Origin of the sequence: Pontibacillus sp. HMF3514, assembly GCF_009858175.1 — a bacterium.
Lineage (GTDB): Bacteria > Bacillota > Bacilli > Bacillales > BH030062 > Pontibacillus.
The window spans coordinates 2,619,763-2,636,658 of sequence record NZ_CP047393.1 but is presented as its reverse complement, the minus strand read 5'-3'; the positions used below and the strand labels follow the sequence as shown (position 1 = coordinate 2,636,658).

Here is a 16,896-nt window from a genome sequence, read left to right as displayed (position 1 = left end):
CATACATATGTATGTGAGAGGGGGCATGAGGGATGAAAACATGGCAACAACGATTTGGAAACTGGCTTGCACAGCATTTAGATTTACCAACAGATGTCATCCTCGAACTTCCAAGGATAACTACAATTGGTCAAATACATGCTTACATAGAAAATCATAAGGGCTTACTTTTATTTTCAGATAAAGAGATTCGTCTGAAGTTAAATCAAGGGCAGCTCCTTATAAAAGGAAAGGGTTTTGTCCTCAGGATGATGCTCCCGGAAGAGATTTTAGTTGAGGGTACGATTGAAGAGGTTACATTTTTGCAAGAAAACTCATAGATCTAGGAGGCAATTATGAAAATAACTCAAGGGGTCTTCTTTACAGGGTACACAACGGTTAAAGTTAAGGGGAAGTTCCCCGAGTTCTTTTTTAACCGTTGTAGTGAAAAAGGTATTATGCTTTGGGATATTAAAAAGATAGACGAGCACACGTGTCAGGCCAATATAAAGCTGGAAGATGTATCGCTTTTGAAACAAACTAGGCGTAATACAGACTATAAGATATCTTTCGAAAAACGGATGGGGTTACCGTTTTGGATAAGTTCACTAATGAATAAGAAACCACTAGTAATAGGGTTTTTATTAGGCTGTATGATGGTTTTTCTTTTATCTAATATGGTTTGGCGTATTCAAATTGATGGTGTTACACCGGAAATTGAGCATAAGATTGAAAAGCACTTAGATAGATATGGTGTTCAATTTGGAGCATGGAAATTTAATATTGATACACCTAGTATGATGCAACAAAAGCTACTAACAGATATACCGGAATTATTGTGGATAGGAATTACTGAGAATGGGACAACCTATCACTTACAAGGTATCGAAAAAACGATCGTAGAAGAAAAGATTGAAATGGGAGCCCAACACCTCATTGCTAGTAAAAAAGGTGTTATAGTTGATATGTTCGTAGAGGAAGGGGTACCTCTTGTTAAGGTCAATGATTTTGTTGAAGAGGGAGATATGTTAGTTTCAGGCCTTATTGGGAGAGAAGATGAAGAAGAAGCGGTTCGAGCAAAAGGGGAAATCATAGCAGAAACCTGGTATAAAAGCCAGCTATCCATTCCGCTTTCTGTAAACTATGATGTCCTCACAGGGGAAAAGAAGAACCAATATGCGATCAATATAGCAGGATTTGGAGTACCAATATGGGGCTTTGGGAATCCAGATTATAAAAATATTCATACAGAGACTTATAACAAACCTTTTTATTTGTTTAAATGGGAAATTCCTTTATCATTAATAACAAAAAAACTATGGGAAAAAGAAGTGTTTGAGAAGACAAGAACAGAAGATGAAGCTGTAAAAGTAGGGATTGAACAAGCAAAAAAAGAGTTGCGAGGAAAGCTTCATGAAGACGCTGACATCATCTCTGAAAAAGTTTTGCACAGGAAGAAAGAGAATGGTAAAGTTAAATTAATCCTATACTTTAAAGTTGAAGAAAATATTGTGAAAACACAACCTATCACTCAAGGAGACTGAAGAATGCAAGAAGACCTACAAACAATTGATATACAATTAGATAACCCAAATGAAGCAATGGCTTTATTTGGGACAGGTGATCGTAACTTAAAACAAGTTGAAAACCAACTGCAAGTTTCTATTGTTACAAGAGGCGAGCATGTGAGCGTATCAGGTAATCGAGGCCATGTTCTACTTGTTGAGCAAGTATTTCATGCATTGTTAAAGGTTATCCGTAGAGGGATTAAAATATCTGAACGTGATGTTATTTATGCAATAGACTTAGCTAAAAACGATAAAATTGAAGAATTTGAGACACTATTTGAGGATGAAATTGCTAAAAATTATAATGGCAAATCAATTCGAGTGAAGACGCTTGGACAACGTAATTATGTTTCAGGCATGAAAACGCATGACCTTGTATTTGGAATTGGTCCTGCCGGTACTGGTAAGACATACTTAGCTGTAGTTATGGCTGTTCAAGCACTGAAAAACGGTGATGTTAAGCGTATCATCCTAACAAGACCTGCTGTGGAAGCTGGAGAAAGCTTAGGATTTTTACCAGGTGATCTTAAAGAAAAAGTAGACCCTTATTTACGTCCGCTATACGATGCATTACACGATGTATTAGGTACTGAGCATACAGGACGTCTTATTGAAAGAGGAACGATTGAAATTGCGCCACTCGCTTATATGCGTGGGCGTACTCTTGATGATGCATATGTGATTTTAGATGAAGCTCAGAATACAACTCCAGAACAAATAAAGATGTTTATTACACGACTTGGTTTTGGCTCCAAGATGATTATCACAGGAGACATAACGCAAGTAGACTTACCTAAAGGTGTTACATCTGGTCTGAAAGTTGCTGAGAAAAAGCTTTCTAAGATAGAGGGAGTGGCTTTCTCTTATCTAGAGCAAGCCGACGTAGTTCGTCACCCAATTGTTCAAAAAGTTATTGACGCTTACGAAGAAATGTAGAACTGTAAGACCCGATTGAGGGTCTTATTTCTATATTTTTTGGGATGGAATGAGGTGACATGATGCAGAGTCAATGGTGGAATCATTTCAAAGTCAACCGCTTAATCTATAATAAATCGCTAGCCATAGGAGGATCCCTTCTACTTTTAGGAGTGGTCATGTTTCTTATGGCTTTTTCCAATGTCCAAACCAAGACCTATGATATACAACGATTTGAAACAGCTAAAGAAACCATTATGTCTCCTATAAGCATTGAGGACAAGCAAAGGACTGACGAAAGAAGACGAGATGCTATTGAGTCTGTAGCGGATATATACTCCGTTAATCGATCGATAACAGCCAAGAGGATTAATTATATTAAAGAAATGTTTGGGGCTGTATCTGCTGCGGAGAAAAATAATCAAAAAGTTGTATCAACTGGGTCTGACGGAAAAGAAGCAGATCGGGAATTAGATAAGGAGGAGTTACTTCAACACCTGTTATCGGATGAAATTTCTGATTCCGTTCCTTCTTCTGTATTTAGCCAACTACTTCAATTATCAAAAGAAAAGCGAAATGTAGCTGAAGATCTAGTTCTTAAGGCGATATCAGAACGGATGAATGAAGGGGTAAAAGCAAGTAACGTTTCACAAGCGAAACAAAACATTAAAGAGAAATTGGATTTAGTAAGTTTTGATGCTTCTTTACAGGAAGCTTTGCATGATATAGTTGATTTTGCTATCGTTCAAAACTCTTTTGTGGATCTTGAAAAAACGAATCAAGCTAAACAGGATGTGGCGAATGATGTAGAACCTGTAATGATCAAGCAAGGGCAAGTGCTTGTACTTCAAGGTGAAAGGATAACAGAGGAAGTTTATCAAAAGCTCTCTCTTGTAGGTCTTTTAGATAGTAAGAGCAATACCTACCCTTACATAGGATTGATCATTTTAATTGTGTTGTCACTAGGTGTGATTGGCCATGAAATGAATCGGTTGTATATGAAGCAAAAGTTAGACGTAGGAACAGTTGTATCGTTATTTATGATTTGTGTACTGATGTTCGGCTTTATGAAAATCGGGAGTGTATTCCAATCATCACTGGACAACTTCTATTTTGCTGTTCCACTAGCTTCAGGTGCTATCTTGTTAAAGCTTTTGATTAATGAAAGGATTGCCGTATTGTTTTCTGTTGTGTTCTCTGTATTTGGTACCGTGTTTTTTAATCAACAAATACCGGGAACGCTAAATGTAGAGGCAGGACTTTATTTTATTTTCACCCAATTAGCAGCAGTCTTATTTCTTCAAAATGTACAAGACCGTGCTGCGATCATTAAAGCTGGTGTAGGTGTTATGATTACAAATGTTTTGATTGTCATTGTATTCATGTTATTATCCTATGAACCGCTTAGTTGGACAGATATTACGAATCCATTACTTTATGGAGTGATAGCTGCTTTTTTATCAACTGTTTTAACATTCGGTTTACTTCCATTATTCGAAACGGGGCTTGGAATTTTGTCAGACACGAAGCTGCTTACTTTGGCCAATCCGAATCATCCATTACTTCGAAAAATCTTAACGGAAACACCAGGCACCTATCATCATTCTGTAATGGTTGCAAACCTAAGTGAAGCGGCATGTGAAGCAATTGGTGCAAACGGCCTTCTTGCTCGTGTGGCTGCGTATTATCATGATTTAGGAAAAACACATAAACCTCATTTCTTTATTGAAAATCAAATGGGTATGAAAAATCCTCATGATAGGATTGAACCAAAGCAAAGTGCGGAAATAATAATAGAGCACCCTTATATCGGTGCGAATATGTTACGAAAGCATCGTCTTCCAAAAGAAATTGTAGATATCGCAGAACAGCATCATGGCACAACGTTATTAAAGTATTTTTATTACAAAGACAAAGAACAAAATCCAAATGTAAGAGAGGAAGATTTCCGATATCCTGGCCCAAAACCTCAATCGAAAGAAGCAGCAATCGTATGCATATGTGATTCGATTGAAGCGGCTGTACGCTCACTTAAACAGCCATCAACTGATGAAATTGAAAAGTTGGTACATTCCATCATTACAGATCGTATGTTGGATGGTCAGTTATCGGACAGTCCTTTAACATTGAAAGATACCGAACGTATTCATGTAGCGATTTGTGAGACGCTAAAAGGGATCTTTCACTCAAGAATTCAATACCCTGATGAAGCAACAGAACCCGTTAAGGAGGCAAAATAATGCAAATTGATTTTCATGATGAAACCCATTCCGTAAGCGAAGATTACATTGATCTAATTGATCGAGTTCTACAATTTGCTGCGAAAGAAGAGGATGTGCAAACTGAGGCAGAAATGTCTGTATCATTCGTAGATAATAAAGAGATTCAAGTTGTTAATCGAAATTACCGTCAAAAAGATGAACCGACAGATGTTATTTCTTTTGCCATGCAAGAAGAAGGTGAAGAAGAAATGAAAATTATCGGAGCAGAAATGCCGGTATTATTAGGAGATATTATTATTTCCGTTGATAAAGCAAAGGAACAAGCTGAAGAGTATCAGCACTCATTAGAGCGTGAATTAAGCTTCTTGGCTCTACATGGGTTTTTACATCTGCTCGGGTATGATCATTTGAATGAAGAAGATGAAAAGAAAATGTTTACAAGACAAGAGGATATATTAAATGCCTTTGGACTCAAAAGAGGGTAAGAAGAAGCTAATTGGTTTTTCCTTTGCATTCAATGGAATTAAAGAGATCATTAAATCGGAAAGAAACTTTCGGATTCACCTCATTACCACTTTTTTTATAGTATTAATGGGTTTGTTTTTCAATATTAAGCCGTATGAATGGATTGCTATTTGTTTAGTGGTTTCGTTGGTTCTTATTCTTGAAATGATTAATTCTGCTATTGAACGCATAATGGACTTTTTATCCCCAGACCGACATACCATTGTAGGGCAAATAAAAGACATTACAGCTGGATCTGTATTGGTAGCAGCCATTACATCTGCTGTTATCGGAGCTATTATATTTTTACCTAAAATCATGAATCTCCTCGGGTTTTAACGCCCGAGGATTTTCTGTTTTATCCCTTGTATTGTTCCGTTATATGGCAGTTATCTGGAATAACTGTTTTAGATAGAGAGGCGGTTCCGTTGCTATTGTGGAGTGCGGTGGGCTTGGGAACGGGTTGCTTTCCCCGGACGAACGACCGAGCCTCCTCATCCGCTACGCTTCTTGCGGGGTCTCGCTCGCCCGTTTTTCCGGAGGAGTTAACCCGTTCCCAAGCCCACCTTAGCCGAATGGTGATTAACGGAACCGCAGAGAGAATGTGAGGAAATGCTTGCGGACAATTGTTCCGTTATTTGACCTTAAAATGACTTTTCTGAATATCTTACGGACATATATTCCGTTATTTGCATCAAATCATCATGAAAAAGCCCAATTTGTCATAAATAAGGTACCATATGTCCGTAATAACTCTCGAAATGCCTTAAAAGTTCAAAATAACGGAACCGATTTTCGTAACGTTTAGAGCTCAAGTAACTAGGGTCCGTTAATCTCCATAAACGCAAAGGGGTGAGGGAAACGGCAAACTCCCGCGGTAGAAAGGGCAGATGAGACCCCGCAAGGAGCGTAGCGTATGAGGAGGCTCGGACGGTCTTCCACAGGAGTATCGCCGTTTCAATGAACCCCTTACTCTTTTTCCAGCAACGGACTTCTCTCAATTTATCTCGATTCCAAGTCTTCAAATAAGGGGCATTAATGGAATAAACTATACTATCTATATGTCGAAAAATCGTTATTCAGATATTTCTGACTTCTAATTTCAGCATGTTTTGTCGATTGTATGAAATAAGGCATGTTTTGTAGTAAAATAAGAAGAAATAATAAAGCTTCCTGTTAACATAGGCTCGAGCAGTCTTTAATCGAAGCAATACACAGAACAATCTTGGAGGAAACAACATGGACCAAAACTTTAAATCAGGATTTATATCCATCATCGGACGACCGAATGTAGGAAAGTCCACATTCATGAACAGAGTGATTGGGCAGAAAATTGCCATCATGAGTGATAAAGCTCAAACGACACGTAACAAGGTGCAAGGTGTTTATACAAGTGAAGATGCTCAGCTTGTATTCATCGATACACCAGGAATCCATAAACCAAAGCATAAACTTGGAGATTTCATGGTCAACATGGCTGAACAAAGCCTAAATGAAGTGGACTTAGTCCTATTTATGATTAACGCAAAAGAAGGATTTGGACGAGGCGATGAATTTATTATTAACATGCTTCAAAAAGTAAATCAGCCAGTCTATCTAATTGTGAACAAAATTGACGAAGTTCACCCAGATGAACTCTTACCAATCATTGATGAATATAGGGCTAAATATGACTTTGCAGAAATCATTCCTATTTCAGCACTAGAAGGAAACAATGTGGACCATTTAATGAAAGTTATGGTCGATCAGATGCCGGAAGGACCACAGTATTATCCGGAAGATCATATTACCGATCACCCTGAACGATTTATCATCAGTGAATTAATACGTGAAAAAGCATTGCACTTAACACGAGAAGAAATTCCTCACTCAATTGCTGTGAAGGTAGAATCAATTAAAGAGCAAGAGGATGAAAACAAAGTGCTCGTTCAAGCGACAATTATTGTGGAAAGGTCAAGTCAAAAAGGCATTATAATCGGGAAACAAGGGAAAATGCTTAAAGAAATTGGTCAAAAGGCACGTAAGGATATTGAAAAATTATTAGGTACGAAGATTTATCTAGAACTTTGGGTAAAAGTACAGAAAGACTGGAGAAACAAGGATATGCAGCTTCAAGACTTTGGCTACAACCAAGATGAATATTAATGTTGGTAAATATTTTATAACATGAGCTCTAGTATTTCCGGTCAATCTAAGGTCAAGCAAGTTTTTTCAAACTGGATTCTGAAAAAACAGAAAGGTGGGGTTTCTTGTGCTCGACTTAACATGGAAAGTGTTTAGGCAAACAGGAAACATTGAAACCTATTTATTGATGAAGGAAATTGAAACAACACATGACGGGGATTCATCATCGGAACAAGACGATGAATTTGCAGAATTAAGTTCTCATTTTAACGAAAGTGCTAGGTGAACATGAGTGTTAGAGAAGGTTGAAGGGATAGTCATTCGGACAAATGACTATGGAGAAACCCATAAAATTGTCACATTGTTTACACGCGAGCGGGGAAAAATCGCTGTGATGGCAAGAGGTGCTAAAAAGCCAAAAAGCCGAATGGCTGCGATTTCGCAGCCATTTGTTTATGCTAGTTACCTAGTGCAAATGGGCTCAAGCATGGGCACGTTACATCAGGGTGAGGTTTTGCAATCTCTAAGAACCATTCGTGAAGACCTGATTAAAACGGCCTATGCATCTTACATAGCTGAAATAACGGACAAGCTGATTGAACAAAACGAACCAGATCCATTTATGTATCAACAGCTCCTCCAAACATTTATTTGGATGCATGAAGATAAAGATCTTGATATTTTACTACTCATGTATGAGCTGAAAATGTTTAAAAAAGGTGGGTTTGCACCACAGCTTAACCACTGTGTAAATTGTGGAAGAACAGAAGACACATTCTCATTTTCCATTCGAGAAGGTGGCTTGTTATGTTCAAGGTGTCGTCATTTAGACCAAGATGCTGTAATGCTTCAACAAAACCTTGTTAAACTGCTGCGTATCTGCTTAGAAGTTGATGTAACAAGGGTTGGCAATATATCTGTTAAACAAGAAAATAAAGATCGTCTTAAGCAACTAACGGATCTCTATTACGAACAATATGGCGGATACTTTTTAAAGTCAAAAAGATTTTTAAAACAAATGGATTGGCTTACCGATTCATAACATGCAATCGTTTGACATGCATAGGGTTATTCCGTAAACTTCTATTGTGATTAAAACATAAAAAGAAATTTTAAAGCTCGGGCCTCCTGACTCAATATTGATAACATCCTACCATTTGATTTGTGGTAGGATTTCTTATTTTCTTTTAAATCATTAAATATTAACCGGCATTTCTTTAATTGAATAAAAAAATAGGATATAATATTAGAAATAGTATGACACATATTTCAGGGGGGTGAATGTATGGATTTAACATCACGCCAAGAACAGATTATTGAGATTGTTAAAGAGGATGGTCCTATCACGGGAGAAAATATTGCAGATCGTCTTGATTTGACCCGTGCCACCCTTCGTCCAGACTTAGCTATTTTAACCATGGCGGGATATTTGGATGCACGACCACGTGTAGGTTATTTTTATACAGGGAAAACAGGTTCGGAATTATTGACAGAAAAACTAAAGAAAATTAAAGTACATGAATATCAATCCATCCCAGTTGTCGTTAATGAAAATGTTTCGGTATATGATGCCATTTGCACAATGTTTTTAGAAGATGTCGGAACTCTTTTCGTAGTAAATGATCGTTCGTTACTATTCGGTGTTCTTTCTCGAAAGGATTTATTGCGAGCAAGTATCGGGAACCAAGATCTTCGAGAAATTCCTGTACACATCATAATGACAAGAATGCCTAATGTTACAATTTGTCATAAGGATGATCTATTGTTAGAGGCTGGTCAAATTCTAATCGACAAACAAATTGATGCACTTCCAGTAGTGAGAGAAACAGAAGAAGGCTGGGAAGTGATTGGAAGATTGACCAAAACCAATCTAACAAAAGCGCTTGTAGAACTTGGGAGAGATGAACGATTATAAGCTAGGTTAAAGGAGGAGAACCAGTATGGAAAAGCCGATTGTTTATGTAGTCTCTGACTCAGTTGGAGAAACAGCAGAACTAGTCGCTAAAGCTTCAATCAGTCAATTTAATAATAGTCATTTTGAAATCCAACGCATTCCTTATATAGAAGATAAACAGACGTTAAAGGATGCTGTATTACAAGCAAAAGAAAAAGGGGCCCTTATTGGTTTCACACTTGTGAAAAGAGATTTTAGACAGTATTTATTAGAAGTAGCTAAAGAGCATAATGTACCGGCTATTGATATTATCGGACCCATGATAGACGAAATGGAAAAGTTATATAAAACAGAGCCGAAATTAGAGCCTGGTCTCGTTCATAAGTTAGATGAAGACTACTTTAAACGGGTTGAAGCCATTGAATTTGCGGTGAAATATGATGATGGTAGAGATCCACGTGGTATTTTAAAAGCAGATATTGTTCTAATTGGTGTTTCCAGAACATCTAAAACACCACTGTCTCAATACTTAGCTCACAAACGGTTAAAAGTTGCAAATGTACCTATTGTTCCTGAGGTGGATCCTCCAGAAGAATTATTTACTGTAGATCCGGCTAAATGTATTGGGTTAGAAATTACCGCAGAAAAATTAAATGATATTAGAAGAGAGCGACTCAAAGCACTTGGTTTGGATGATCAGGCTACATATGCTAACATGAAACGCATTGAACAAGAATTAAATCATTTTGAACAGGTCGTGGATCGAATCAATTGTAAAGTCATTGATGTATCGAATAAAGCGGTCGAAGAAACAGCAAACACAATTTTGCATTTAATTAAACAAAGATAAAAGAGAACACAGGAAGATTCTCCTGTGTTCTCTTTCCGTTTTATGATAAGAAAATGCTTGTTCTTTTCGTCTGATTGTCACAATTTCTCAGAAAAAATCTATAGCTTTTCAAAGTTTATTGTATTATAATTATATTTTGTGAAAAAATGTTCCTAGGGATACGCATATGCTCCCAAGGGTAGTGACGAAGGCGTTTACTTCTTTTCTATCAGATCGGATACTTTTCAGAAAGTTTAAACTTATATGGGAAGGAAGGATTCTGACCTGGGATGTCGAATATATGACAATACAGAAGAACAAAATTCTACACCATTTGTCATTTGGCCAAGCTTTTTCATTTAGTTAAAGTGAGTTCTATTAAAAAAAGCCCCAGAGTAGATAACCTTTTATAATGAGAGGGTTTACGAATGGATTTCGAGAGGAATTATCTATAAAAGGGGTGAATGTAAGAAAGGACAAGGTTGAATGGTATAGAATAAAGAACTCTTTTTACTTTCAAGACGAAAATTCATCAGAATTGAAAAAACTTGTCGAAGGTTGAAGGGATTTAAGCGTCTTTCTAGAATACTCATTAAACATGGTGATAGACATGTCAAACCGCATTCCAGAGAATGTTGTAGAAGAAATCCGTACATCAAATGATATTGTTGATGTCGTTGGAGAATATGTACAGTTAAAAAAGAAGAGTCGGAATTATTTCGGTCTTTGTCCATTCCATGGTGAGAAAACTCCTTCGTTTTCCGTTTCTCCAGATAAGCAAATTTTTCATTGCTTTGGATGCGGAAAGGGCGGGAATGTTCTCACTTTTGTTCGAGAAATAGAAGGTGTATCATTTCAAGAGGCTGTTCAAATGCTTGCTGAAAAGAGTGGGCATCAAATTCCCCAAGCAACTAATGAGGATGGGAATGAAGCTAGTGGTCAAAATCAAGAGATTCAAAATCTCTATGAAGCTCATGAGTGGTTGACTAAATTGTACCATCATTTACTTCGACATACAAAAGAAGGTAAAGATGGTTATGAGTATCTACAAGAGCGAGAGTTGACCCAGGAAACGATTGATACATTTCAATTAGGGTATGCTCCAAATGCAAAGGACTTTACCTTAAAGTTTCTACAGAACAAAGGATTCCACCCTCAAACGATGGTACGAGGCGGATTGTTATCTTATAACGAGGATAATGGAGAGTATGGCGATCGGTTTAGAGGTCGTATTATTTTCCCAATCCGAAACCATCAAGGAAAAACAGTTGGGTTTGCCGGGCGCAGTGTACACGGCAATGACCCTAAATATTTAAACAGCCCTGAAACAGAGCTTTTTCACAAAGGTAAATTGCTCTTTAACTTCGACTTAGCGCGATCAGAAATTAGAAAACAAGGAGAAGTTGTTCTATTTGAGGGGCAAATGGATGTTATATCGGCTTACCAAGCTGGGATTAAAAATGGCATTGCAACACTTGGCACAGCAATTACTGATGCACAGGCAAAACTTATTCGAAGATATGTCGAAAAAGTTATTATTTGTTATGACTCGGACAATGCTGGGATAGAAGCCTCCTATAAGGCTGCCAATTTACTTCATAAAGCCGGTTGTGATGTTCGCGTCGCTAACATACCTGAAGGAAAAGACCCCGATGAGTATATTCACACACATGGTAGTGAAGCATTTCGGAATCATGTTTTAGATTCAAGTGCTACTTATATGGGCTTTATCATAAAGTATTTGAGGCGCGGGTTTAACCTACAACATGAAGGAGATCGGATTCGCTATATCGAAAAGGTATTAGATGAGATAGCGAAAGTCGATAAACCGGTTGAACGTGACTATTATTTACGAGATTTGGCATCAGATCATGATCTTTCTTTAGAGGTTTTAGAAAAGGAAATCACAGATCGCAGAAAAAAGCAAGGCCGTGAGAAGGATAATAATGCTTCGACTAGCTATACTAATTATAAAGTAGAGAAGAAGCAAGATGCGAAATTATTGCCGGCTTATCATAATGCAGAAAGGCATCTGATTTACTATATGATGCAAGATGCTGCGATTGCAGATAAAGTTCAAGATACAATCGGTGGTGCGTTTAATTTAAATGAACATCAGGTCATAGTAACGTATTTATATGCTTACTATGAAGAGGGATACTCCCCAAACCCTGGTCAGTTTATAGAGCAACTACCTGATCCAAATATGAAGAGTCTAGTGACTGAAATTGCAATGATGAAGCTACAACCCGATATAAGCGATCAAGAAATTCAAGATTACATCCGAGTTATTTCCGCCAAGAAAAATGAAAAAGAGAACATCACTTCACTACAAAAGCAACAAAAAGAAGCTGAACGTCAAAATGATCCAGTTAAAGCGGCTCAAATTGCGATGGAGATCTTGAAGCTCAAGCAAAGCTTGAAATCAAATTAATGTTGTATTGAAGGAAGTTTGGAAGGAGGGGGACTCATGGCAGAGAAGCCATCAAGTCAAAAATCAACTGAGAATGAGCTAACCCTAGAACAGGCAAAGGAACAGGTGCTTGAATTAGGGAAAAAGCGTGGAATATTAGCTTATGAAGAAGTGGCTGAGCGTTTATCCAATTTTGAATTGGATTCAGAGACAATGGATGAGTTCTATGAGTATTTAAATGATCAAGGTGTAGAAGTGATTGGAGATTCAAATGAGGATCCAAGCATTCAACAACTCAACAAAGAAGAGGAATTCGATCTGAATGATTTAAGTGTACCGCCAGGGGTGAAAATTAATGACCCTGTTCGTATGTACCTTAAAGAAATTGGGCGTGTAGACCTTCTGTCAGCTGAAGAAGAGATTAACCTTGCGCAACGCATTGAAAACGGTGATGAAGAAGCGAAGCGTCGTTTAGCTGAAGCAAACTTACGTTTAGTAGTAAGTATTGCAAAACGTTATGTAGGTCGCGGCATGCTTTTCCTTGACTTAATTCAAGAAGGAAACATGGGATTAATTAAAGCTGTTGAAAAGTTTGATTATCGTAAAGGGTATAAGTTTAGTACGTATGCTACGTGGTGGATCCGTCAGGCAATCACCCGTGCTATTGCTGACCAAGCAAGAACAATCCGTATACCTGTACACATGGTTGAAACGATCAATAAATTAATTCGGGTGCAACGTCAACTTCTTCAAGATCTTGGTCGTGAACCAATTCCTGAAGAAATTGCTGAAGACATGGACCTAACACCAGATAAAGTTCGAGAAATCTTGAAAATTGCTCAAGAACCCGTTTCATTAGAAACTCCAATTGGTGAAGAAGATGACTCTCATTTAGGTGATTTCATCGAAGACCAAGAAGCGACATCCCCTTCAGACCATGCAGCTTATGAGTTGTTAAAAGAACAGTTAGAGGACGTACTAGACACATTAACAGACCGTGAAGAAAATGTTCTACGTCTTCGTTTTGGACTAGATGATGGTCGTACACGTACACTTAAAGAAGTTGGTAAAGTATTTGGTGTTACTCGTGAACGTATCCGTCAAATTGAAGCGAAAGCTCTTCGCAAATTACGTCACCCTAGTCGTAGCAAACGTCTAAAAGACTTCTTAGAATAGAAATGAAATGCTCAGTCATTTAGTGTTGATGGCACTTTATGGCTGTGCATTTTACTATTTTAATGGCTGGGATATGACATAGTCCATAATTAGGAATAAAGCGTAATAACCAGTATGAATGCGCTTAATTATACTTGCTAATATGCAAGACTTGATCAAATTCCTACGGAGTGAAACCAATGGCGCATGAGCGGAAAACAATCATTATTGATGAAATTAAGTACTGGAAAGAACATCAATTATTGCCTAAAGAATACTGTGATTTTTTGTTAGCATTATATACTGAAGGAAACGATGATTCTGAAGATGAACCAAAACAAAAGCACTTTCCCTTTAAAGATGTAGGGAGCTTTATATATGTTTTATTACTTTTATCTCTTTTGCCTTTATCGTTTCTTGTCATCCATTTTACTGAATTATCCATGCCAATGCAAACTGGCTTAATATTATTTTTTCTAGGTTTTTCATTACTGAATATTTGGTTTTTCTATAGGAAAAACTCAATACAAGTACATGTAGCGATCATTGTTTTTTTATTAATCCTATTTTTATATACTTCCTATCTCTCAAGTGAGTGGGCAAATCAATCGTGGTTCAATCACGCAGTCATTTTACTAAATTGTCTTTTATGGATAGGGTTTGGTATCAAACAAAAGCTTACATACTTAATTGCATCAGGATTCATAGGCATTATTGTTTGGTGTCTTTATATCTTTTTTTAAGATTCATACGCTTTCCCCTTTTCTATCGTAGCGTTTTCAAGTAAAATATATATAGTTTGTCCTAATTATAGGCAAAAAGGGGATTACATAAGGAGGAAAATTAGCATGAAGAGAAACCCAGTTATGCCATATGCTTTAATTGCTGTACTCGGCCTAACCCTTATGATTGTGATTTCTTTTGTTGGTTTAAACCAAATGGATCAAGTAAAAGAAGGTCATGGTGGCGAGGAGAAAGAAGAAGAAGCAGCTACTACGGACCCAGAAAAAATTTATAGTCAAAACTGTGCTAGTTGTCATGGTTCTGATTTATCAGGTCAAGTAGGTCCAAGCCTAAAAACACTCGGTTCGAAATATTCTAAAGAAGAGATTCAAGGGATTATCGAAAACGGAAAAGGTTCTGCGATGCCTGCATTTAAAGGTAAGTTAAAGTCAGAACAAATTAAAAGCTTAAGTACATGGCTTTCTGAAAAGAAATAATGAAGAGATTGAAAAGCCTTCTGATCCTTTCAGAAGGCTTTTCTTTTTACACGTTAAGAAAGTATAAAATTTTAGCAATGAAGGCAATTCAACGTAGTGAAAATTTTGAAAGTATGAATTATAAGTGCAACTAAGCCTCTGTCTACTCCTTAATAGGCTTTCAATCGGCAAGCTTTCTTTAAAGAGTGAAAAACGTAATGTTTGAAAGAATAAAAAAGCGGTGATAACAATTGAAACAAATACAACTTTCTGAAAGACTGAAAAAAGTTGCGTCATATTTACCTGAATCAGCATTATTTGCTGATATTGGCTCTGATCATGCGTATCTACCATGTCATGTGTGTATTCATGATTCATCTTCACGTGCTATTGCTGGTGAAGTAAATGAGGGGCCTTTTCAAGCGGCTGTCAATCAAGTTACTGAACAAGGGTTACAAGAGCGCATTGAAGTTCGAAAAGGAGACGGATTAAACGTCATTGAGCAAGGTGAAGTAGAACAAGTCACCATTGCAGGTATGGGTGGAAAGTTAATTCGTCATATACTTGAGGATGGCAAGGATAAACTTACGAAAACAGAGCGTATTATTACGCAACCCAATATTGATGCTAGAGTATTAAGGGAATGGTTTATCCAGCATAACTATGTTCTCATTCATGAAGATATTCTTGAAGAAGATGGTCATATTTATGAGATACTCGTAGCAGATAAAGGGGATTCATTGGCACCATACACGGATGAAAGAGAAAAGGAACTGTTCTTTGGACCATTTCTTTTAAAGAAAAAAGATCCTGCATTCATTAAGAAATGGAAGCATGAACGTGATAAATTAGTGAAAATAACAGAACAAATGAGACAGGCAACTCAACCTGATGAGGACAAGATAAAACAATTTCAAAATCAGATTAAATGGATTGAGGAGGTCTTAAATCATGAGTAACATTGCAACCGGACAGCAAATTATTAAATGGTTTGAACAATTAGCACCAAAGCATTTAGCGATGGACAAAGATCCAATCGGAATTCAAGTAGGGACCCTTAATAAAAAAGTAAATAAAGTCATGGTCACATTAGATGTGTTAGAAAACGTTGTAGATGAAGCCATAGAAAATGAAGTGGATCTTATCATAGCACACCATCCATTACTTTATGTGCCTTTAAAACAGGTTAATCCTGATCATGAAAAAGGACGAATCGTTCAAAAGCTCTTGAAGCATGATATTACGGTGTATGCTGCTCACACGAATCTTGATGTCGCTAAAGGTGGCGTAAATGAAGCTTTATGTGAAGCTCTTGGTGTGGTACCGAAAGATATTCTAGTAGAAACGGGAAGTGAAAAGTTATATAAATTAGCTGTCTATGTTCCTGAAACTCACCAGGATCAACTGAGACTCGCCTTAGGTGATGCTGGAGCGGGTCACATTGGTGATTATAGTCACTGTATCTTCCAAACACCTGGAACTGGATCTTTCAAACCTTTAGATGGTACAAACCCTTATATCGGTACACAAGGTGAAATCGAGAAAGTTGAAGAAGTTAAAATGGAAACGATTGTTCCTCAATCTCTTTTAACTAGTGTGTTAAAAGTTATGGAAGAGGCACACCCATATGAAGAAGTCGCTTACGATCTATTTCCACTTGAAAACAAGGGTGAAAAACAAGGGGCCGGGCGAATAGCTAAACTCGATGAACCTAAGACATTGCGCGAATTAGCGGAACATGTGAAACAAGCATTAGATGTCCCGACATTAAGAGTAGTTGGAGATCTTGATAAAAGGGTAGAAACGATTGCTGTATTAGGGGGCGATGGAAACAAATTTACCTCCCAAGCAAAACGCAAGGGAGCAGATGTTTTCATTACGGGCGATCTTTATTTCCACGTAGCTCATGATGCACTAGGTATGGGACTAAATGTTATCGACCCAGGACACCATGTTGAGAAGGTCATGAAGAAAAAAGTTAAAGACTACCTACAAGCGGAATTTGAAAAGCAAGGTGTAGATACAGAGCTTATGGTATCTCAAGTGAATACAGAGCCTTTTCAATTTATGTAAAAGGTTAAGGCAGAACACCTT

The 16,896-nt window shown here is 37.4% G+C and carries 18 protein-coding genes; all 18 read left to right on the top strand.

Annotated elements, in window-relative coordinates; all coding sequences use genetic code 11:
* Positions 1 to 32: 32 nt before the first annotated feature.
* Complete coding sequence (gene yqfC / locus GS400_RS13685) at positions 33 to 320, top strand: sporulation protein YqfC (RefSeq protein ID WP_160102664.1); 288 nt, start codon at positions 33 to 35, stop codon at positions 318 to 320.
* 15 nt (positions 321 to 335) lie between these two features.
* Positions 336 to 1,523 carry a sporulation protein YqfD gene (gene yqfD, locus GS400_RS13680; RefSeq protein WP_160102662.1) on the top strand — a complete coding sequence of 396 codons (1,188 nt, stop codon included), beginning with the start codon at positions 336 to 338 and terminating at the stop codon, positions 1,521 to 1,523.
* A gap of 3 nt (positions 1,524 to 1,526) precedes the next feature.
* A complete protein-coding gene (locus GS400_RS13675) occupies positions 1,527 to 2,483 on the top strand; it encodes a PhoH family protein (RefSeq protein ID WP_160102660.1) in 957 nt (318 codons plus the stop codon).
* Positions 2,484 to 2,542: 59 nt separating this feature from the next.
* Complete coding sequence (locus GS400_RS13670) at positions 2,543 to 4,702, top strand: HD family phosphohydrolase (protein ID WP_236560944.1); 2,160 nt, start codon at positions 2,543 to 2,545, stop codon at positions 4,700 to 4,702.
* Positions 4,702 to 5,169 (top strand): rRNA maturation RNase YbeY, encoded by a 468-nt coding sequence (gene ybeY, locus GS400_RS13665; RefSeq protein WP_160102656.1) that lies wholly within the window; start codon positions 4,702 to 4,704, stop codon positions 5,167 to 5,169. Before GS400_RS13670 ends, ybeY begins: the two co-directional genes overlap by 1 nt.
* Complete coding sequence (locus GS400_RS13660) at positions 5,144 to 5,527, top strand: diacylglycerol kinase family protein (protein WP_160102637.1); 384 nt, start codon at positions 5,144 to 5,146, stop codon at positions 5,525 to 5,527. The genes ybeY and GS400_RS13660 overlap by 26 nt, the downstream gene beginning before the upstream one ends.
* A 310-nt stretch (positions 5,528 to 5,837) precedes the next feature.
* A complete protein-coding gene (locus GS400_RS13655) occupies positions 5,838 to 5,996 on the top strand; it encodes a hypothetical protein (protein WP_160102635.1) in 159 nt (52 codons plus the stop codon).
* 431 nt (positions 5,997 to 6,427) lie between these two features.
* Positions 6,428 to 7,333, top strand: a complete 906-nt coding sequence (gene era, locus GS400_RS13650; protein ID WP_160102633.1) for a GTPase Era — start codon at positions 6,428 to 6,430, stop codon at positions 7,331 to 7,333.
* Between the two features lie 106 nt (positions 7,334 to 7,439).
* Positions 7,440 to 7,598: a YqzL family protein gene (locus tag GS400_RS13645; protein WP_160102631.1), complete on the top strand. Its 159-nt coding sequence runs from the start codon at positions 7,440 to 7,442 to the stop codon at positions 7,596 to 7,598.
* A gap of 6 nt (positions 7,599 to 7,604) precedes the next feature.
* Positions 7,605 to 8,354, top strand: coding sequence for a DNA repair protein RecO (gene recO / locus GS400_RS13640; RefSeq protein ID WP_160102629.1), 750 nt, complete (start codon positions 7,605 to 7,607; stop codon positions 8,352 to 8,354).
* Positions 8,355 to 8,597: 243 nt separating this feature from the next.
* Positions 8,598 to 9,227 (top strand): transcriptional regulator CcpN, encoded by a 630-nt coding sequence (locus GS400_RS13635; protein ID WP_027448049.1) that lies wholly within the window; start codon positions 8,598 to 8,600, stop codon positions 9,225 to 9,227.
* 25 nt (positions 9,228 to 9,252) lie between these two features.
* Positions 9,253 to 10,056, top strand: a complete 804-nt coding sequence (locus GS400_RS13630; protein ID WP_160102627.1) for a pyruvate, water dikinase regulatory protein — start codon at positions 9,253 to 9,255, stop codon at positions 10,054 to 10,056.
* Between the two features lie 577 nt (positions 10,057 to 10,633).
* Positions 10,634 to 12,469: a DNA primase gene (gene dnaG, locus GS400_RS13625; RefSeq protein ID WP_370519690.1), complete on the top strand. Its 1,836-nt coding sequence runs from the start codon at positions 10,634 to 10,636 to the stop codon at positions 12,467 to 12,469.
* A 36-nt stretch (positions 12,470 to 12,505) separates the two neighbouring features.
* Positions 12,506 to 13,624, top strand: a complete 1,119-nt coding sequence (gene rpoD / locus GS400_RS13620) for an RNA polymerase sigma factor RpoD (protein ID WP_160102625.1) — start codon at positions 12,506 to 12,508, stop codon at positions 13,622 to 13,624.
* 179 nt (positions 13,625 to 13,803) lie between these two features.
* A complete protein-coding gene (locus GS400_RS13615; protein WP_160102623.1) occupies positions 13,804 to 14,346 on the top strand; it encodes a hypothetical protein in 543 nt (180 codons plus the stop codon).
* Between the two features lie 105 nt (positions 14,347 to 14,451).
* Positions 14,452 to 14,823 (top strand): cytochrome c550, encoded by a 372-nt coding sequence (gene cccA, locus GS400_RS13610; RefSeq protein WP_160102621.1) that lies wholly within the window; start codon positions 14,452 to 14,454, stop codon positions 14,821 to 14,823.
* A gap of 230 nt (positions 14,824 to 15,053) precedes the next feature.
* Entirely contained in the window at positions 15,054 to 15,761 is a 708-nt protein-coding gene (locus GS400_RS13605; RefSeq protein WP_160102619.1) for a tRNA (adenine(22)-N(1))-methyltransferase, read from the top strand.
* Positions 15,754 to 16,875 (top strand): Nif3-like dinuclear metal center hexameric protein, encoded by a 1,122-nt coding sequence (locus tag GS400_RS13600; protein WP_160102617.1) that lies wholly within the window; start codon positions 15,754 to 15,756, stop codon positions 16,873 to 16,875. The genes GS400_RS13605 and GS400_RS13600 overlap by 8 nt, the downstream gene beginning before the upstream one ends.
* Positions 16,876 to 16,896: the final 21 nt, after the last annotated feature.